The sequence below is a fragment of the Aliamphritea ceti genome (genome assembly GCF_024347215.1).
GTDB classification, from domain to species: domain Bacteria; phylum Pseudomonadota; class Gammaproteobacteria; order Pseudomonadales; family Balneatricaceae; genus Amphritea; species Amphritea ceti.
This window is the reverse complement of the sequence record NZ_AP025282.1, coordinates 4963478-4982717: the sequence shown is the minus strand read 5'-3', so window position 1 is coordinate 4982717 and position 19240 is coordinate 4963478. Positions and strand designations below refer to the sequence as shown.

The following is a 19240-nucleotide window of genomic DNA, read 5'->3' as shown; positions in this document are numbered from 1 at the left end:
CATCATGTACGTATCGCTGAATGAATTAAGTGCCACGTTGCGCCGTTGCTTTGAAGCAAACGGTTACAGTGTTGGCCAATATGAAGATGCTGCTAATGCCGTTGTCTGGCTTGAGCAGCATGGTTGCCGCGGGCTGGATGAGCTATACCGCTCACTGCCGTTTCTGGAAACAGATCAGGTTAAACCCGGTAGCCAGATCAGTTACGAAGATGCTTCTTCACTGGTACTCGAGTGTACCGGTCGCAGCGCGCTGAACTGTGTTGCTGCTGCTGTCGATCTGGTACAGGTAAAAGCGTTGCACGCCGGTATTGCTACTTTAACTTTGCATAACTGCCATAACCGGATGGTGGTGATGAAAGCGTTGGCTGATTGTGGCCGCAGAGGCTTAAGTGCTGTTGCATACTGGCAGAATGGCTCAGACGTTATTACTGAACATACTGCTGCTATAAAAGCCGGTGACAGCTATCCGAACTATGCGCGGGTAGAGTTATCACCTGAAGCACGGGATGAAGCGGTAGAGCATCAGAGCCTGACGTTGCTGTGTACCCGTCAGCTGGACCTGACATCGTCGTTACGTAACCAGTTTAAGGGCAAGGGTCTGTTGGAAATGACGCCGCAACAACTGGCGGCGAAAGGTAAAGAAGCACTGGATAAGGGCATTTATATTGATGCGACCTTATGGGACAGTATTTATAAGATTGGTAATGCTGTGCTGGTAGAAAACAGTGAAAGCTCACGCCAGGGTGCCGGCGCATAAATTTTAAATCAGAAAAATAAGCACAGTTCGAAGTTGCTAACCTGAGATTGGTAGCAACTGTCATTGAGGGCTGTTTAGTTGGGAGAATGTTTATATGCCGGTTTTGTCACTGGAAGAAATCCGTCAGTTAAGTTTTGATGCACTACGCCGTTGCGGCGCTAACGAAGAACACGCTACGGCGGTTGCGCTGGAGCTGATGGACGCCGAAGCCGAAGGGATACGTAACGTCGGACTGGGATATATTCATCTTTATCTGAATCACCTGAAGTGCGGCAAAGTAATTGGCGATGCGAAGCCTGAAATCGTGCGTCAGTCTGCAGCAGCAACGCTGGTTAATGCCAGACACGGTTTCTGCCATACCGCTTATCTGCATGCTGAAGAGCAACTGATCGAAACTACTCTGCGTGAAGGCGTTGGTATGCTGGCAATCCAGCAGTCTTATTCTGCCGGTGTACTGGGTTGGTTTGTACGCCGTCTGGCGCAACGGGGGCTAGTTGCTCTGATGTTCGCTAACTCTTCTAAAGCGGTAGCGGCGCACGGCGGTAAAGTACCTTTCTTTGGTACCAATCCTTTTGCGTTCGGTTCGCCACGGCAAAGTGATTCAGGAGAAATGTTGGCACCAGTTGTAGTAGATATGGCGACGTCATCGACTGCACGGGTGAATATTGTTAAAGCAGCCGCTGCCGGTGAGCCGGTTGAGCTGGGGCATGTTATAGATGCTGATGGCAATCCGACAACTGATGCTGCAGCTGGCCTGAAAGGCGCTCAGTTACCGGTAGGCGGACCAAAAGGTTTTGGTCTGGGGTTGATTGTAGATCTGATGGGTGGTGCTCTGACGGGCAGCAACTGCTCCTATGAAGCATCTATGTTCTCAACCAATGATGGCGGGCCACCTAATGTAGGCCAGACCATTATTGCTTTCAATCCGGAATTCTACAGTGACGGTTATCTGGCGCATCTGGAAACTATGTTTGCTTCACTGACCGATGACAACGAAGTACGTATTCCGGGTGAGCGCCGTCAACAGTTGCGCGAGCAGCATGAACGTGATGGTGTTGAAGTGCCACAGGCATTGCTGGATAAGATTGCCGATCTAAGCGCAGTATAATCCTATGATCGCCGGTAAGTGAGTACTTACCGGCTGATTATTACTATCTCCCCTCCTGCTATCGACCCCTCCTGAGTTATCTGCTACAACACGGTTTTGCTTATTTTACTGTCATAGTTTTGTAGGGGTTACTCCATGATCAACACCCATCAGCAAAGTGCAGCTGTTATTGGTGCTGGAATTATCGGCGTATGTACGGCAATAGAATTACAGCGTCGCGGTATACAAGTTAGTCTGATCGAACAGGAAACACCTGCCGCAGGGGCTTCCAGTGGTAATTGCGGGCTATTAGCGATAGGTGAGGTAGTACCTTTCTCAAAGCCGGGAGCGATGAAAAAGATTCCTGGTTGGCTGTTGAATCCTGAAGGCCCGCTGGTCATTCGGCCGCATTATTTCATGAAGTTAATTCCCTGGTTTGCCCGTTTTCTGATGGCAGCTAAACCTGGCAGAGTGGCAGAAATTGGCGAAGGGCTGGCAGCTCTGACGCGTCAGGCTGCTTCAAGCTATGAAGAATTGTTAGCCATTACCGGCATTAAAGACATGTTGAGGGAAAACGAAGCGCTACTGGTATATGACCATGAAAATGAGTTTGAACAGGACCGGCTTACCTGGAAAATGAAAGCAGATCTTGGCTTTGAGTTTGAAAGGCTTAGCCCCGAACAGTTAAAGATAATCGAGCCGGCACTGGCAGATGATTTTGCCTGCGCAGTACTGCTTAAGGGCTGGAGGTCTTTCGCTGATCCGAAGCGATTAGTTGATCAATTGGTGGAGTACTTTGTCGCTGAGGGAGGTAAGTTGCTTCAAGCCGAAGTGCAGGGGTTTGATTGTCGTGATGGCGAAGTGAAGGCACTAAGGCTTGCTGGTAATGAAAATTATACGGCGGATCATTTTGTCGTTGCAGCCGGTGCCTGGTCTGGCCGCTTAACCCGGCTGTTAGGTGATAAATTACCAGTAGAAGCATTAGCAGGCTATGCAACGACCGTGAGCCAATCAGAGATTTCGCTGCAACACCCGGTAATTTATACCAATGGTGGTTTTGTAGTGACGCCTATGGAGCATGGGTTACGTATTGCCGGTACTTCTGAGATGGGTGGGTTGCATCACTCACCAAACTTTTCACGGGCAAAAATTATTGCTAAAAAAGCTCTGCGTTTATTTCCCGGACTGAAAAATAATCAGGGCGAAGAGCAGATGGGTTTTCGCTCCTTCATGCCGGATAGCCTGCCTGTGATAGATAAAGCCTCTGTTTACAGTAACGTTGCTTACGCTTTTGGACATGGTCAGATTGGTTTAACGACCGGGGCCATTACCGGTAAATTGGTTGCACAATTGATGACGAATGAAACTACCAGTGTAGATATGCAGCCTTATAGCGTTAAGCGCTTTTGATGATGTTAGTTAACGGCTTATAGTTTTCAGTTGGTGATTGCCAGTGCATGCCTTTCGCAGAAGAGGCTGTCTTGCGTTCACTACAGGAATAACCGGCAAAGTGTTGGCTGAATAACCTGTGTATCAAGTCAGTTGAGTTTCTGTAGATAGCTGTGCAATAAAATTATTACATAAAAAAACCGTGCAGAAGCACGGTTTTTTTAAATGGACCCTGTTAGCTGGCAGGGCGTTGTAAAAGTACATTTGCCATCCAGTGAGCAACCTGCAATGAGTCTGCTTTGGCGTCTGGCTCGGCCAGGCTACGCAGCCCCTGTTGCGCGTGCTCATGAGGAATGCCGTCGCCATCGCGGAAGGTTAACAGAGCATCTTCAAATTCTACGGTAAATTCCGGGTGACCCTGGAAAGTCATAATACGATCACCATAGACCAGACCTGCATAATTACAGAAGTCGGAGCTGGCAAAAACTTCAGCCGCTGCTGGCTTTTCTACCACCTGATCCTGATGTACCGCGTTGATAGTAAATGGCTTGCCAGATACGTCGCCAGGAATGTGCGGGCTGTCGCTAATCAGTTGGTAAGTTTGCAGGCCAAGACCCCATTCGCCGTTATATTTGATTACTTTTCCACCGAAAGCTTCAGCAATTATCTGATGACCGAAACAGATGCCGAGTAATGGCTTTTGCTGTTGGTGGATCTCCATGATCAGTGTTTTTAGGCGTTGCATCCAGGCCTGATTTTCGTAGACGCCGGATTTTGAGCCGGTGATGATCCAACTGTCACAGACTTCTGCGCCAGTCGGAAAAATATCTTCACGAACGTCATAAATATCGTACTCAAATTCATATTCAGCGGTGTTGAACAGCTGTACGAACATATCGGCATAGCTGCCAAACTGAGCCTGTAATTCCTCCGGTGTGATACCGGCGGCGAGAATACCAACTTTCATAAAAAGCCTTTACTGAGAAGTTAACTGCAAATTCTTGTGGCCGGTTCTGCGGCACACTTGGCATGTTTGGTTATTTTATAATCAGTCGCTGTGGGTTAACAGTATTATCCCTGCTTCTGATGGTTTTTTGACCACCGCAGCTCGCTTATGGGTGAAACGATAGCTGCGGTGGATATTCGACTAGTTAGTCTAAACGGTTCATCATCCGGTTCTGGCGGCGCATCTGCCAGATCGCACCAACAACACCCAGTGCGACAATACCGATCATGATCGTCGCCAAGGCGTTCACTTCCGGTGTTACCCCTAAACGTACCTTGGAGAAAATCACCATTGGCAGCGTGCTGTTACCCGGACCGGAGACGAAGCTGGCGATAACCAGATCATCCAGCGACAAGGTAAATGACAGTAACCAGCCGGAGATGATCGCCGGTGAAATCAGCGGTAAGGTCACCAGGAAGAACAAACTGAAAGGCTTGGCCCCCAGGTCCATCGCGGCTTCCTCCAGTGATTCATCCATCGCCGATAAACGCGATTGCACAATGACCGCCACATAGGCCAGACAGAAAGTACTGTGGGCAATAATAATGGTTCCAATGCCCCGGCCGGATGGCCAGCCGAAGGCGCCTTCCATTGCCACAAACAACAGCAACAGTGACAAACCGGTGATCACTTCCGGCATCACCAAAGGTGCGGTGATCCAGCCAGACAGCACCAGTTTGCCCGGAAAACGGCCCATCCGTGACAGTACGAAACCTGCCAGTGTTCCTAACACCACCGCCACACTGGCGCTGATGAAGGCGACCTTTAAGCTCAGCCAGGCAGCGGTCATGATCTGCTCGTTATTGAACAGCGCGCTATACCATTTCAGGGACCAGCCACCCCAGACGGTGACCAGTTTGGATTTGTTGAAACTGTATACGATCAGCGCAATGATCGGTGCGTACAGGAAGATAAACCCTAATGTCGCGCTGGTATTCAGGAACAGCGATTTACGTTGTTGCATCTTAAAACGCCTCCTTACCGGAATTAGTGTTTCTAATCAGCATGATCGGCAGTACCAGCACGATCAGCATCACGGTTGCGACCGCAGAGGCCATCGGCCAGTCCCGGTTGAGGAAGAACTCATCCCAGAGGACTTTACCTATCATCAGAGTATCGGAACCGCCTAAGAGGGCCGGAATTACGTACTCACCAACCGCCGGAATAAATACCAATAAACAACCGGCAATGATGCCCGGTATCGCCAGTGGCAAGGTAATCAGGAAGAAGTTCTGCATCGGCCGGCCACCTAGATCCTCAGCGGCTTCCAACAAGGTAATGTCCATCTTTTCCAATGCGGTATAGAGCGGCAAGACCATGAACGGCAGGTAGGTATAGACGATGCCGATGTACACGGCAAAGTCGGTCTGCAGCATAGTTAACGGCTGATCGATAATGCCGAAACTGAGCAGAAATTCATTGATCAGGCCATTCTTTTTCAGGAAGCCCATCCAGGCATACACCCGCAACAGGAAAGAGGTCCAGAACGGCAGAATCACCAGCGACAGCAGTAAGATCCGTGTGGTGGATTTACTGCGGGCGATCAGATATGCCATTGGAAACGCGACTAATAATGTGAAGAAAGTCGAGACCGCCGCAATCCGGATCGAGCTCAAATAGGCTTCCAGATAGAAGGTGTCTTCAAACAGGTAGATGTAGTTGCCAAGGTTCAGCTTCAGTGTCGCAAACGACTCTTCCGGGTCCCATTCCAGCAATGAACTGTAAGGCGGAATCGAGATGGTCGGCTCCGCTAAGGAAATTTTGAAGACCACTAAAAAGGGTACAAAAAAGAACACCGCCAGCCACAGACTGGGCAGGGAAATAACCGTCCAGCGACCAATGCTCAGGTGGCGTAAGCTATAGATCAGGCGCCCCAAGCCTGACACCGGCTTCTGGCCGGGAATATTCAGGGAAACCGGGGCGTTCATGAGGTCAGTACCACGCTGCTGTCTGCATCCCAGGACATGTACACCTGATCTTCCCAGGTGAAGCGCTCGCCCATGCTACGGGACAGGTTCGGCTGAGTGATACGGACTTCTTTACCGCTTGGCAGACGGATGCGGAACACCGACATGCTGCCCATGTAGGCAATTTCTTCGATGATGCCGACGATACAATTAACGTCCTGATCCGGCTTACGGCGGCTGACTTTAATTTTTTCCGGGCGCAGTGCCACGTGTACTTTCTGATTCGGTGAACAGCTGATGCCGTGGTTAACATAGAGTTCGCCACCGGCTTCCTTGGAATGAATGCGCACACTGTCCGGCTCATCTTCAATAACCCGGCCTTCGAACATATTCACCGAACCGATGAACTCAGCGACAAAGCGGCTGTTCGGGTATTCATAGACATCATGCGGCTCGGCCGTCTGGACGATCTTGCCCTGATCCATCACGCCGATACGGGTCGACAGGGTCATTGCTTCTTCCTGGTCGTGGGTAACGACCACAAAAGTCACGCCAAGTTTTTCCTGAATATTGATCAGCTCAAACTGCGTCTCTTCACGCAGCTTCTTATCCAGTGCACCCAGTGGCTCATCCAGTAGCAACAGTTTTGGCTGTTTGATCAGTGAGCGGGCCAGTGCGATACGCTGGCGCTGACCACCGGACAATTGATGCGGCTTACGCTTGTTCAGATGGCCCATTTGCACCAGCTCAAGCATCTGAGCGACCCGCTCCCGGACTTCTGCACGGGGAATGCCTTCACGCTTGAGGCCAAAGGCAACGTTTTCTTCAACACTCAGGTGCGGGAACAGCGCATACGACTGAAACATCATATTCACCGGGCGCTTCCAGGGCTGAATACCTGCCATATCGACGCCGTCGATAATGATCTTGCCAGACGTGGCTGACTCAAAGCCGGCAAGCATGCGCAACAAGGTACTTTTACCGGAGCCGGAACCGCCTAGCAGACAAAAAAGCTCGTTTTTATAGATATCCAGTGAGATGTTATCAACGGCGGTGAAGTCACCAAACTTCTTGGTAATGTTCTCAATCCGCAGGAATGGCTGAGCGCCGTCCTGTTTCCAGGCAGGTATCTGTTCTGCAGGAGCAGCATTGGGTTGTTCAATGCTGTCCGTGTCGATGCGTTGCGCTTGTGTCATGGGGAAGCCTCCGATGACTTCTTATAATTATTGATGAAAATGACATAGCCAGAGGACGGGTTCAGAGGCGCGGCTGAGGTTATGTCAGGTTCTCACGTTAATGGATAAACATTTGTAATTTCGTCAGCTGGTCGTTGAGAGCTGGCCGCTGAGAGTAATTACAAATGTTTATCCATCTGTTGTCTGGCTGACAGCCCGGAGGCTGCCAGCATTCGGATAACGAATTAGCGATTAGCTTTTACGTTTGTCCAGAGACGGGTCAGTACCCGGTCGATCTTCTTCGGCAGTACCTTCAGAGAGAATAAGTTCTTTCTGACTTCATCTGTCGGGTAGATGGTTTCATCGTTAACGATCGCAGGATCAATCAGGTCAGTAGAAGCTTTGTTGGCGTTGGCATATGCCACGTAGTTTGAAATACCGGCAATGACTTCAGGGCGCAGTAAGTAGTTAAGTAGCTTGTGCGCTTTGTCAGTATTTTTGGCGTCAGCCGGAATTGCCAGCATATCGAACCATACAGCGGTGCCTTCTTTTGGAATGCTGTAAGCGACTTTTACACCGTTATCACTTTCTTCAGCGCGGGCTGCTGCCTGCAGAATATCGCCTGACCAGCCGATAGCGACACAGATGTCACCGTTTGCCAGGTCGTTGATGTACTGGGAAGAGTGGAAGTAAGTGATATACGGACGTACTGATAGCAGCAACTTACCGGCGGCAGAGTCTTTGCTGTAATCTTTTTTGTTATCGCTGTTTGGATTCTTACCCAAATAGTTCTGAGCGATAGGGACTATCTCACCCGGAGCATCCAGGAAAGCGACACCACATTTTGCCAGCTTTTCCATATTTTCCGGTTTGAAAACCAGATCCAGGCTGTCCACCGGCGCATCTTCCCCCAGTGCTGCTTTGACCTGTTCAACGTTATAGCCGATACCGGTCGTGCCCCACAGGTAAGGAATAGCGTACTTATTATCCGGATCGACTTCTGTCAGCACCTTCATCAGACCTTCATCAAGGTTGGCGTAGTTACTCAGTTTAGTTTTATCCAGAGGTTGGAAAACACCTGCGGTGATCTGACGTCCCAGAAATTGTGAACCCGGTACGACAACGTCGAAACCTGAGCCGCCAGCCATTAGCTTGGCTTCCAGTACTTCGTTGCTGTCGAATACATCGTAGGTGACATCAATACCGGCTTCTTTCTGGAAGTTATCGATAGTGTCGCCGGCAATGTAATCCGACCAGTTATAGAATTTCAGACTGTCTTCACTGGCAGATGCCGGCATAGCCAGAGCAGTGCTCAGTGCTATTGCGGCGGCCAGAGTATTGCGGGAAGCGGAAACGTCGATCATTTTGTATAACCTCTTTTTTATTGTTGTTTAACATCCGATACCCGCTGTCGGTGACGACGGGACGGTTAAGGTATTTACACAGTGGTCAGGAACCACTGGCTTTCGAGTGCCGTTACGTGGCGCTCAAATTCAGACAATTCTTCACGTTTGCAGACGGTGAACAGCTCAATAAATGCCGGGGAGAAATACTCACGCAGTAATTCGCTGTCCTGCATTTTCTGCAGCGCGTCGTGCATGCGGGTGGGCAGGCCGACACCGTCCTGAGCAAAAGCATTACCTTCGATACGTGGTTTCGAAGGTGCCTGTGCCTGACTCAGACCGTAGTGAATACCGGCAAGAATCGAGGCCATAACCAGATAAGGGTTCGCATCGGCGCCGGAAACCCGGTGTTCGATACGCTTGGCGTTGTTGCCACTGGCTGGAATACGAAGTGAAGTAGTGCGGTTATCGACACCCCAGTTAGGTGCCATCGGTACGTAGTACTCTGGGCGCATACGACGGTAAGAGTTGATGTTCGGGCAGAAGAACGCCATTGATGCCGGCATAAAGTCCAGCAAACCTGCGATAGCATGTTCCATCTTGTCGCTGTATTCACGGCCTTCTTCAGCCAGTACATTGTTGCCTTGCTCATCAACCAGACTGACGTGGATATGAGTACCGCTGCCGGCTTCTTCCTCATATGGCTTCGCCATGAAAGACGCCTCCATACCATGCTTTTCAGCAACCGCTTTGATTACCCGCTTTAGCAAAATTGCGTTGTCGCAGGCAGCCAGCGGATCGTCCTGATGCTTGAGGTTAATTTCAAATTGTCCCGGGGCGTACTCAGCTACAGCAGTATCTGCCGGGATATTCTGAGCGGCGGTATAGGTCGCGATGTCTTCCAGAAAGGCGCTGTACTCATCAAGAATATTAATCGAGTAAACCTGAGTGTGTTCTTCACGCTTTCCGGTACGGGGTGAGATAGGTGGCTGTGGGAAACCTTTGCTGTCGCGCTTAGTGTCAATCAGATAAAACTCGAGCTCAACGGCGACAACCGGCGTGAGGCCCATATCTGTCAGGCGTTTGGTGATGTTGCTCAGTACATGGCGAGGGTCTGCAAAATAAGGCTGGCCATCCGGTTCATACATGCTCATCAGTGCCTGAGCGGTTGGACGACGCTGCCAGGGAGCCAGGGTCAGACTTTGTGGGCTGAGCAGGCAGAGTTTATCCGGCTCGCCTATATCTAGCCCTAAGGCGCATTCTTCTACAGTTTTACCGGTGATATCCAGTGAGAACAGTGATGCTGGCATGTTGATGCCGTCATCCATTGCATGATCCAGTGCGCTGCATTCGACGCGCTTGCCACGGGTAACGCCGTTGAGGTCACTGATAAGTAAATCTACTGCCTGAATTTCAGGATGTTTTTCCAGCAGAGTAGTAACGGCAGGATGATGATTGTGATTCTGTGCTTGCTCGGACATGGGATGCCTTTTTTGTTTTTCTGTGCTGCGTTGCCCCGGAATCTTGTTATTAAGAGCGTCGGGGTTTTACATAAGTGATCAATATAATGCTCATTTGCGTATTAAATTAGGTTTTGGGAAGCCTGTAGTCAAGAGAAAATTGATCATATTTTTTACAATAACCTTGTTAGGGGACCTTAATATGCATAATATGATCAAAAAAATGATCACTTGTTTTTGATGGTTTCGTGAGGCTTTTAATAGTAAAAATGATTTTAATCAATGCCTTAGGTGATATTGATTAGCTCTGATAAGGCTTCTTTAAAACATTTATAGGCTGGTTTTGTTGTTTTCTGTTCGCAAATGGTCGGACTGATAAATGTTCAAAATTCACTTCAAACGGCCGTGACAAGTAAATTCGGAGAGAGCGGATGCAAGCCCAATACTGTGATAATTACTATGCAAAGTCCCTGAATGACGCCACGGATTATCCCCGGCTGGAAGGTGAACATCAGGTTGATGTGGCGATTGTTGGTGGCGGCTTTAGCGGCGTGGCGACGGCAGTTGAACTGGCGGAAAAGGGCTATAAAGTTGCCATTATTGAAGCCAATAAGGTTGGCTGGGGTGCAACCGGACGTAATGGTGGCCAGGTAACTGGTTCTCTGTCGGGTGATAAAGCGTTACTTAAGCAGCTGGTTCCAAAGATGGGGCAGGCGGGTGAGGATTTTGTCTGGAATCTGCGCTGGCGGGGGCATGAGATTATCAAGTCCCGTGTGGAGAAGTACGGTATTCAGTGTGATCTTAAGCACGGTCACTTGCACACGGCTTATAAACCGTCACATATGCAGGAACTGGAAGACGGATATAAAGAAGCGTTGGCACGGGGCATGGGTGATGACGTCACGCTGATTTCCGCGAAAGATATGCCAGAGTATCTGGAGACTGATATCTATCATGGCGGGGTACTGAATACGCGTAATATGCACCTGCATTCGCTTAATCTGTGTATTGGTGAAGCACGGGCTGCTGAATCGATGGGTGCACTGATTTTCGAAAACTCTAAAGTCGTCGATATTCAGCACGGAAATGCACCGGCGGTGATTACCGAGCAGGGTAAAGTGACTGCTAAATCGGTGATTCTTGCCGGTAATGCGTATCACCGTTTAGGTGGCATGAAGATGAAAGGCATGATCATTCCTGCCTGCGGCGGTAACGTGGTCACTAAACCTTTGGGGGATGAGGTTGCCAGTAAAATTAACCCTCAGGATCTGGCCGTTTACGACTGCCGCTTCGTGCTCGATTATTATCGTATGACTGCTGATAAGCGCCTGATGTTTGGTGGTGGTGCTAACTATTCAGGCCGTGAATCCCGGGATATTCGTGCTGAGCTTCGGCCGGGAATCGAAAAGACATTTCCAAGGCTGAAAGGTGTCGAAATTGAATATGCCTGGAGCGGCATGATGGGCATAGTGGTTAACCGGATCCCTCAGTTAGGTAAGTTGTCTGACAATGTTTATTACGCGCAGGGCTATTCCGGCCATGGTATTGGTCTGACCCATATCATTGCAGAAATAATGGGCGATGCAGTTGCCGGCTCGATGGAAAAATTTGATGTATTTGCCGATATCAGCCATGTGCGGTTGCCGTTTGGTGATTGGGTAAGTGGTCAGATGATGGCTGCAGGTATGTGGTACTACGGCATGTTAGAAAAATTGCGTTAATCGTCATGCTTTGGCACGGCGTGACGTATGTAAGCCTGCATTCGTCCGTCGTCTGCTGATACAATGCTGGGCTCATCCAGCTGTTAATTAAAGGTATATGCGTGGAAGTAGGTGACCGGTTAAAAAAAATCCGCCAGATCTACGGGCTTTCTCAGCGCGAGCTGGCGAAACGTGTTGGTTTAACTAACAGTACTATTTCGATGATCGAGCGGAATGCAGTCAGCCCTTCGGTTGCGTCTCTGAAGAAAATTCTCAGCGGCATTCCTATGACAGTTACCGAGTTTTTCACCGCTGATATTGAAGCGAAGCGGCAGGTGATTTTCCGTCCGGATGAGCTGATAGACATGGGCACGGATGATATTCACTGGAAGTTGGTGGGTAACCCGGATACAAAGCGTACGCTGGCCTTTTTCATTGAGTGTTATGAGCCGGGTGCTGATACCGGTACTGAGCTGATGGAACATGAAGGTGAAGAAGCCGGTACTGTGATTGATGGTAAAATTGAGATCACAGTGGGCGGTGAAGTTTTCAATCTGGAGCAGGGAGACAGTTATAATTTTCAGACGAAAATTCCCCACAGGTTCCGTAATAAAACCAATAAACAGTGCCGGATTGTCAGTGCGCATACGCCGCCATCCTTCTGATTCTGCTACACCTTATACATTGATCTGAGTACTTCTCTGCCCCGTTTTAGGGGCAGTTCTGCTGCCACTGGCTGGTCTAATCTGCTATAAATTCGGCATTGCCACTGACGGCGCGTGTTCACTGATAGGCTTTTATGATGTTGCTGTTATCTGGTTTTTTAAATAAGTCGCGATATTTATTGCTGGCCTGCAGTGTTTTGCTGGCTACCAACGCCACCGCTGCTGAGGTACGGATTGCTGTCGCCAGTAATTTTACAGCGGCAATGCAACAATTAGCGGAACAGTTCAGTGCAGTTAGTGGTCACAGCACTAAGCTGATTTTCGGGTCGACCGGTAAACACTACGCGCAGATTAAACATGGCGCGCCTTTTGATGCTTTTTTTGCTGCAGATGTGAAACGTCCGCAGTTGCTTGAGCAGGAAGGTATCGCAGTGGTTAACAGCCGTTTTACTTACGCAGTAGGTAAGGTGGTGTTGTGGAGCCCGGATGCCAGTCTGGTAGATGAAGAAGGCAAGGTTTTACAGTCTGAGCGGTTTCACTATCTGGCGATGGCTAATCCTAAACTGGCACCTTATGGCCGTGCGGCACAACAGATAATGGAACAGGCAGGTGTCTGGCCCGGGCTGCGCAGCCGTACGGTTCGGGGAGAGAATATCGGCCAGACATTTCAGTTTGTGCGCAGTGGCAATGCCCAGCTGGGATTCGTTGCATATTCACAGCTGAAATCTTTACCGGATGCCGGAGGCTCACTGTGGTTGCCGGACCTGAACAGCTATACACCGATCCGCCAGCAGGCGGTATTACTTAAAGATACGCCGGCAGCACAGCAGTTTATGCAGTTTGTGCAAAGCCCGGCAGGTGCTGAAATTATCGCCCGTTATGGCTATGACAGCACCACAGACAATGGCCAATGATGCTGACTCAACAAGATCTCGATGCACTGCTTATTACGCTACAGCTGGCAGGTGTCACTACCTTAATATTGTTATTAATAGGTACGCCTTTTGCCTGGTGGCTGGCCCGAAGTCGCTGGCGTTATAAATTCCTTATTGAAGCTGTCGTTGCTTTGCCGCTGGTTTTACCACCAACGGTGCTGGGCTTCTATATGCTGATTGCTTTAGGTCCTGACGGACCGGTTGGCAGTTTGGTGAAGTCCATGGGTGGCGATCCGTTACCTTTCAGCTTTACCGGTTTGGTTATTGGTTCCGTGTTTTATTCGTTACCTTTTGTGGTGCAGCCCTTACAGAACGCCTTCCGGGCGATTGGCCGGCGCCCACTGGAAGTGGCGGCTACCTTACGGGCAGCGCCTCTGGACCGGTTTTTCAGCGTGGTGATGCCGCTGGCCCGGCCTGGTTTTCTGACCGCTGCAGTGCTGGGGTTTGCCCATACGCTGGGTGAGTTCGGTGTAGTACTGATGATTGGCGGTAATATTCCGGGGGAAACTCAGGTGGTATCTATCGCTATTTATGATCATGTTGAAGCGCTGGAATATGGTCAGGCACACTGGTTAGCCGGCGGCTTGCTGGCGCTTTCGTTTGTCATGCTGATGGCTGTGTATGCTTTAAACCGACGCTTTACGGTGGTGCGCTTATGAGTATTGAAGCGCGTTTCCGGCTTAACCGGGGTGAGTTTGAGCTGGCGGTAGATTTACAGCTGCCGGCTAAAGGTGTAACGGCTATTTTTGGTCCCTCTGGCTGTGGCAAAACCACTTTGTTGCGGGCAATTGCAGGGCTGGAGCCTCAAGCGCAGGGTGAGCTGCGGGTCAATGATCAAATCTGGCAAGACAGCCGTAAACGGCTGGCGGTACATAAACGGCCAATCGGTTATGTGTTTCAGGAGCCAAGCTTATTCGAGCACCTGAGCGTGCAGAAGAATATTGAGTTTGGCATGAAGCGTAGTAAGCCTGCCGGTGATAAAACCATAGCGTTGGAAACTGCGGTTGAGTTACTGGGTATTAGCCATTTGCTACAGCGCCAGCCACATCAGCTATCCGGCGGTGAGCAGCAACGGGTTGCTATCGCACGGGCACTGGCGGTGAGTCCTGAAGTGCTGTTGCTGGATGAACCTATGGCGGCACTGGACGATGCCCGGAAGCAGGAAATACTGCCGTATCTGGAAACCTTGCATCAGCAGCTGGATATTCCTTTGCTGTATGTTAGCCATTCCCTGGATGAAGTGGCTCGCCTTGCTGATCATTTGGTGATGATGCAAGCCGGGCAGGTAGTGGCGGAAGGCCCGCTGGACAGCGTATTCGCCAGTCTGGATATGCCGATGGCGCAAAGCCCGGATGCAGAGACTGTTATTGAGGCTGTGGTTGCAGGGCGGGATGCCGCTTATGATCTGAGTTATCTGGTGTTTTCCGGTGGTCGTTTTGCGGTTGCCGGTGAACGCATGCCTCAGGGCCAGCGGGCTCGCTTACAGATTCAGGCCCGGGATGTCAGCCTGACACTCAATCGCCAGACTGATACCAGTATTCTGAATATCTTCCCGGCACAGGTTGAAGCGCTCGCGGAAACCAGTAAAGCCCAGATGACTGTCAGACTGCGTATCGGCAATGATCTGATTCTGGCGCGGATTACCCGCAAGTCAGCTGCTGAGCTGAATATACAGCCGGGTAGTCAGGTATTCGCTCAGATTAAGAGTGTTGCTGTACTGGCCTGATCTTCTGCCCTGTTTTTATGGCCGTGGCGCTGCTGAGCATACGGGCTTATTTGACGGGCTGATATGACAGGCTTTAGCGTCCTCAGTTGCTAACTGCTGGTCAGCCAGCAGCTGGCTGACCTGGGCACTTAAGTCACTTAGTACCGGCAATGGCAGAGCATCTTTGTGCTGAATCAGCAGCGTCGGGACCATGGCAAGCTCTGGCGGCAGAGTGGTGGTTTCCAGTGCCTGACAATGACTACTGGCAGCAACCACTGCTGCAGGCAGTAATGTACAGCCCAGACCTGCGGCAACACAGCTGAGAATACCGTCCAGACTTCCCATTTCCATTAACGGCTGACCATTATTGCCAGTGTGCCGTTGCCAGTTAAGCGCCCGGGTTCGATAGGCACAGCCTTCCCTGAACATGATCAGCGGCAGCATTGCGACTGCCGGTGTATCTGACTGACAGCTGTGAACCAGTACTAATTCTTCTTCTATGACCTGGCTGACGGTTATATCCGGGTGCTCTGCCGGGCCGCCTACAAAGGCACAATCCAGTTTATGTTGCAGCAGATCCTGCACCAACGCCGCTGTGGTATTGGTGCTGATCTGCAGTTGCAGCCCGGCATGATTACGGCGCAGCTGCTGGAGAATAGGTGAGAGACGTAATGCGGCGAAAGACTCCATGGTACCAATACGTAATTCGCCGCTCTGGTTACCGGCTTGACGGACTGCCTGAGTGGCCTGAATTTCCAATTGCAGCATACGGCGGGCATAGCTTTCCAGTACCTGCCCGGAAGGGGAGAGGATCAGGCCACGGCCCTGTCGGTAAAACAGCTGGGTATCGAGTGCTTCTTCAAGGCGTTTTATCCGTGAGGTAACGTTTGACTGCACAGTATTCAGATGCCTGGATGCAGCAAGAATACCGCCCTGTTCAATGACGCTGATGAAAGTATTAAGGGCAGCCAGATCCATAGTGGGTCTCTTTAGTCAGTCTTTTATATTTAGTCGGTCTTTTATGTATCTGTTATACAGAATGATTATATCAAAATGATTCGCTTGTTGAGATGATTGGCATTATGTACCTTGTGCGGCGAGTCGGCAAATATGCCGACTCTTAACGGCTTTACGGGAGTGAGTCAGTGTTGCAGTTTTCAGAAAAGTTTCGCGTGCTGGCTGCCGGTGTGCTGGGTTTGGTGATTACCATGGGCGTTGCCCGGTTCGCCTATACGCCGCTGTTGGGCATTATGCAGCAGCATACTGATCTGAGTCTGGCCGCCGGCGGCTGGTTGGCAGCGCTGAACTATGTGGGCTATCTGAGTGGTGCGATTATCGCTTCACTGATCAGTGATTTGCAGCTTAAGGACCGCCTGTTTCGGCTAGGCTTGCTGGTGGCGGTTGCTACTACGCTAATGATGGGACTGAGTGATGATCTGTGGGTCTGGGCTGTTTCGCGTTTCTTTGCCGGTCTTAGCAGTGCTGCCGGTATGTTACTGGGCTCCGGGTTGGTACTGAACTGGTTATTACGTAATGGCCAGCGCGGCGAACTGGGTATTCACTTTGGCGGTATTGGCCTGGGCATTGCCTGTTGCGCCATATTAGTAGAAGTGACAGTACGCTTCGCTGACTGGCAGCAGCAATGGTATTTGTTGACACTGCTGGCACTGGTTCTGACTGTACTGACCTGGCGCTGGATGCCAGCACCGGATACCAGTGGTATGACAACATCCGGGAAACCAATGCCGGATAACCCACCAGGCAAGCTGTTTTTCTGGGTATTTATGGCTGCATATTTTTGTGCCGGTATTGGCTATGCGGTCAGTGCGACTTTTATCAGCGCTATTGTTGAAGCACTGCCCGGAATGCAGGGGCAAGGCAGTATTACCTTTATGCTGGTTGGATTGGGTGCAATGCCGGCATGTTTTATCTGGGACCGAATTGCCCGTTCTACAGGGGATGTTTACGCGCTGTTGCTGGCCTGTTTACTGCAAATTATAGGGATTATGTTGCCTTTGTTTGGTAACAGCCTTTGGTTTGCCCTGAGTGGCGCAGCGTTGTTTGGTGCGACCTTCGTGGGGATGGTCAGTCTGGTACTGGCAATGGCCGGTCGTTATTACCCGACCCGCCCGGCGAAGATGATGGGGCGCATGACGATTTCTTATGGTGTTGCGCAGATAGTTGCCCCGGCTGCTACTGGTTGGTTAGCGGGCAGTAGTGGCAGTTACGCTCAGGGGTTGTATCTTGCTGCTGGCATGATGCTGCTGGGTGCTGTGTTGCTTGTGTGGCTGAAGTTGCTTGAACGTCATCAGAGTAAACTTCAGGGAGTCGCGAGCAGTATCAGTTAGGTGGCAGCCTGGAAAGTATTCATGTGTGACAGCGCGGTATATGATGATCTCTCAGGAGGATCAGCATATGCCGTTATCAACGCGTTCATCTCAGCCTTTCTTGCCAGGGTGCTTATCTCAGTCTTATTTATTTAAGTGCGGATCATTCCTTCGTGCTCTGCTGTTCTCCTTGATATTACTGCCTGGCGCGCTGTGTACTGCGCTTCAGGCAAATTCCCTGAATGGTTTTGATCTGAGTGACAGTTTGCTGGATGCCCGGCAGATTCTCTCTGGTGGGCCTTCCCGGGATGGTATCCCTTCGATCGATAATCCCCGTTTTATTCGCGCAGCAGAAGCCGGTTGGTTAAGTGCTGACGCCCGGGTCATGGGGGTGATGCATAATGGCATTGCCAAAGCCTACCCGATTGCGATTCTCGACTGGCATGAAATTGTTAATGATCAGTTTGGTGAAGGTGCTGATAACGCGCTGGTAATTACTTATTGCCCACTGTGTGGCACCGGAGTGGTATATCAGGCCGCGCCCACTGGAGAAGTTTTGTCTTTCGGTGTCTCGGGGTTGTTATATAACAGTGATGTCTTGCTGTATGACCGGCAGACAGAGTCTCTCTGGTCGCAACTGCAGAACCGTGCGATTGCCGGTGCGTATAAAGGCCAGCGCCTGCAGCCGGTGACGGCACAGTACACTTCCTGGCAAAGCTGGCAGAGACAACACCCGCAGACGCTGGTGTTGTCACGGGATACCGGATATTCACGGGATTACCTGCGCTCTCCTTATGGCAATTACGATACCTCGACGAATTTGTATTTTCCGGTTAGCTTTCTGAGTAAAGCCTACCATCCAAAAGAGCGGGTGCTGGGGCTGGAACTGAACGGTGAATTTAAGGCCTATCCTTTTGCCGAGTTAGCCAAACTCGGCTCAAAAGGGCAGGTATATGATGAACTTGCCGGACAGCAGATATTGATTCGTTATGATGCGGAACAACGCAGTGGCCGCATCTGGCTGGTAACCCCAGCAGATTCGGAACAAGAGCAGGACGCAGCATCGATACCAGCTGCTCAGGAACATAAGTCGCAGGGTACAGAGCTGTCAGTGGTGAATAGCTTCTGGTTCGCCTGGTTTGCATTTCATCCGGAGGGAGAGGTATTTCATGCTGACAGCAACTGAAATAATCGGATATCAGACAGAGCATTATGAAGATGTCGTTGCGCTGATGGCGATATTACAGGATCACGAACGTAGTCTTAGTGCTGACCGGCCACCGGGCAATGAAGTGGCAGCGGGTCATTTTAAATATCTGCTCAGTGCCTGTGCAGAGTCGGCCGGTCAGGTATTTGTCGCATTACAGGATCAACAGGTTTGGGGTTTTTTGGTGGTGATTACCGAGTCGGAAGCGTTGGCAGATCTGCACCTTTATCCGACATATAAAACCTATGGCGTGGTGACGGATATCTGCGTTGCTGCGGAAGCCCGGGGGCAGGGTATTGCTGCACAGTTAATGGCAGCGGCTGAAGATCACTGTCGTGAGCTGGGGCTGGCACGAATTCTGGTCAGCGCACTGGCGGATAATCAGTTAGCCCGGGACTGCTATGTCCGTCAGGGATATCAGCTGACGGAAGTAACTTTTAGTAAAGATCTGTTAGCCACAGAAGCGACAGACCCGAACACTGAGTTGGGTTGTGAACTGGATTGTGAATCTGGCTTCGAAGAGATCAGTTAAACCACAATGGGTGCAAAAGTCGTTATCAGATGACCGCAGAAGATG

At 50.5% G+C, this 19240-nt stretch carries 18 protein-coding genes; 11 read left to right on the top strand and 7 right to left on the bottom strand.

The window, feature by feature from the left end; translation table 11 throughout:
* Positions 1-4 precede the first annotated feature (4 nt).
* The 3 genes from OCU49_RS22635 to OCU49_RS22625 all read left to right on the top strand — a co-directional run bounded on the left by OCU49_RS22635 (position 5) and on the right by OCU49_RS22625 (position 3254).
* Positions 5-757, top strand: a complete 753-nt coding sequence (locus OCU49_RS22635; RefSeq protein WP_261842782.1) for a DUF3726 domain-containing protein — start codon at positions 5-7, stop codon at positions 755-757.
* A gap of 94 nt (positions 758-851) precedes the next feature.
* The gene (locus tag OCU49_RS22630; RefSeq protein ID WP_261842781.1) at positions 852-1865 is read left to right on the top strand and encodes an Ldh family oxidoreductase; all 1014 of its coding nucleotides are present in this window, start codon (positions 852-854) and stop codon (positions 1863-1865) included.
* A 135-nt stretch (positions 1866-2000) separates the two neighbouring features.
* Positions 2001-3254, top strand: coding sequence for an NAD(P)/FAD-dependent oxidoreductase (locus OCU49_RS22625; protein WP_261842780.1), 1254 nt, complete (start codon positions 2001-2003; stop codon positions 3252-3254).
* A 214-nt stretch (positions 3255-3468) separates the two neighbouring features.
* On the opposite strand, the gene OCU49_RS22620 is transcribed toward OCU49_RS22625, so the two are convergent.
* The 6 genes from OCU49_RS22620 to OCU49_RS22595 form a co-directional block, all read right to left on the bottom strand.
* Complete coding sequence (locus OCU49_RS22620) at positions 3469-4200, bottom strand: glutamine amidotransferase-related protein (protein WP_261842779.1); 732 nt, start codon at positions 4198-4200, stop codon at positions 3469-3471.
* 184 nt (positions 4201-4384) lie between these two features.
* Positions 4385-5203: an ABC transporter permease subunit gene (locus OCU49_RS22615; protein ID WP_261841696.1), complete on the bottom strand. Its 819-nt coding sequence runs from the start codon at positions 5201-5203 to the stop codon at positions 4385-4387.
* A 1-nt stretch (position 5204) separates the two neighbouring features.
* The gene (locus OCU49_RS22610; protein ID WP_261842778.1) at positions 5205-6167 is read right to left on the bottom strand and encodes an ABC transporter permease subunit; all 963 of its coding nucleotides are present in this window, start codon (positions 6165-6167) and stop codon (positions 5205-5207) included.
* Positions 6164-7342: an ABC transporter ATP-binding protein gene (locus tag OCU49_RS22605; RefSeq protein WP_261842777.1), complete on the bottom strand. Its 1179-nt coding sequence runs from the start codon at positions 7340-7342 to the stop codon at positions 6164-6166. Before OCU49_RS22605 ends, OCU49_RS22610 begins: the two co-directional genes overlap by 4 nt.
* Before the next feature lie 224 nt (positions 7343-7566).
* Positions 7567-8685, bottom strand: a complete 1119-nt coding sequence (locus tag OCU49_RS22600) for an extracellular solute-binding protein (RefSeq protein WP_261842776.1) — start codon at positions 8683-8685, stop codon at positions 7567-7569.
* 74 nt (positions 8686-8759) lie between these two features.
* Entirely contained in the window at positions 8760-10145 is a 1386-nt protein-coding gene (locus OCU49_RS22595) for a glutamine synthetase family protein (protein ID WP_261842775.1), read from the bottom strand.
* Positions 10146-10555: 410 nt separating this feature from the next.
* Between OCU49_RS22595 and OCU49_RS22590 the strand changes: the two genes are divergently transcribed.
* The 5 genes from OCU49_RS22590 (at position 10556) to modC (ending at position 15150) form a co-directional block, all read left to right on the top strand.
* Positions 10556-11845, top strand: a complete 1290-nt coding sequence (locus OCU49_RS22590) for an NAD(P)/FAD-dependent oxidoreductase (RefSeq protein ID WP_261842774.1) — start codon at positions 10556-10558, stop codon at positions 11843-11845.
* 101 nt (positions 11846-11946) lie between these two features.
* Positions 11947-12489 carry a cupin domain-containing protein gene (locus OCU49_RS22585; RefSeq protein ID WP_261842773.1) on the top strand — a complete coding sequence of 181 codons (543 nt, stop codon included), beginning with the start codon at positions 11947-11949 and terminating at the stop codon, positions 12487-12489.
* Positions 12490-12626: 137 nt separating this feature from the next.
* Positions 12627-13403: a molybdate ABC transporter substrate-binding protein gene (modA, locus tag OCU49_RS22580; protein WP_261842772.1), complete on the top strand. Its 777-nt coding sequence runs from the start codon at positions 12627-12629 to the stop codon at positions 13401-13403.
* Positions 13403-14083 (top strand): molybdate ABC transporter permease subunit, encoded by a 681-nt coding sequence (modB, locus tag OCU49_RS22575; protein WP_446680427.1) that lies wholly within the window; start codon positions 13403-13405, stop codon positions 14081-14083. The genes modA and modB overlap by 1 nt, the downstream gene beginning before the upstream one ends.
* Positions 14080-15150 carry a molybdenum ABC transporter ATP-binding protein gene (gene modC, locus OCU49_RS22570; RefSeq protein WP_261842770.1) on the top strand — a complete coding sequence of 357 codons (1071 nt, stop codon included), beginning with the start codon at positions 14080-14082 and terminating at the stop codon, positions 15148-15150. The genes modB and modC overlap by 4 nt, the downstream gene beginning before the upstream one ends.
* A 15-nt stretch (positions 15151-15165) precedes the next feature.
* Here the strand turns inward: modC and OCU49_RS22565 are convergent, their stop codons facing one another.
* Complete coding sequence (locus OCU49_RS22565) at positions 15166-16107, bottom strand: LysR substrate-binding domain-containing protein (RefSeq protein WP_261842769.1); 942 nt, start codon at positions 16105-16107, stop codon at positions 15166-15168.
* Positions 16108-16274: 167 nt separating this feature from the next.
* On the opposite strand from OCU49_RS22565, the gene OCU49_RS22560 reads away from it, so the two are divergent.
* The 3 genes from OCU49_RS22560 to OCU49_RS22550 all read left to right on the top strand — a co-directional run bounded on the left by OCU49_RS22560 (position 16275) and on the right by OCU49_RS22550 (position 19195).
* Complete coding sequence (locus OCU49_RS22560) at positions 16275-17477, top strand: YbfB/YjiJ family MFS transporter (protein ID WP_261842768.1); 1203 nt, start codon at positions 16275-16277, stop codon at positions 17475-17477.
* Positions 17478-17544: 67 nt separating this feature from the next.
* Positions 17545-18642 carry a DUF3179 domain-containing protein gene (locus OCU49_RS22555; protein ID WP_261842767.1) on the top strand — a complete coding sequence of 366 codons (1098 nt, stop codon included), beginning with the start codon at positions 17545-17547 and terminating at the stop codon, positions 18640-18642.
* The gene (locus OCU49_RS22550; protein WP_261842766.1) at positions 18626-19195 is read left to right on the top strand and encodes a GNAT family N-acetyltransferase; all 570 of its coding nucleotides are present in this window, start codon (positions 18626-18628) and stop codon (positions 19193-19195) included. The genes OCU49_RS22555 and OCU49_RS22550 overlap by 17 nt, the downstream gene beginning before the upstream one ends.
* Positions 19196-19240: the final 45 nt, after the last annotated feature.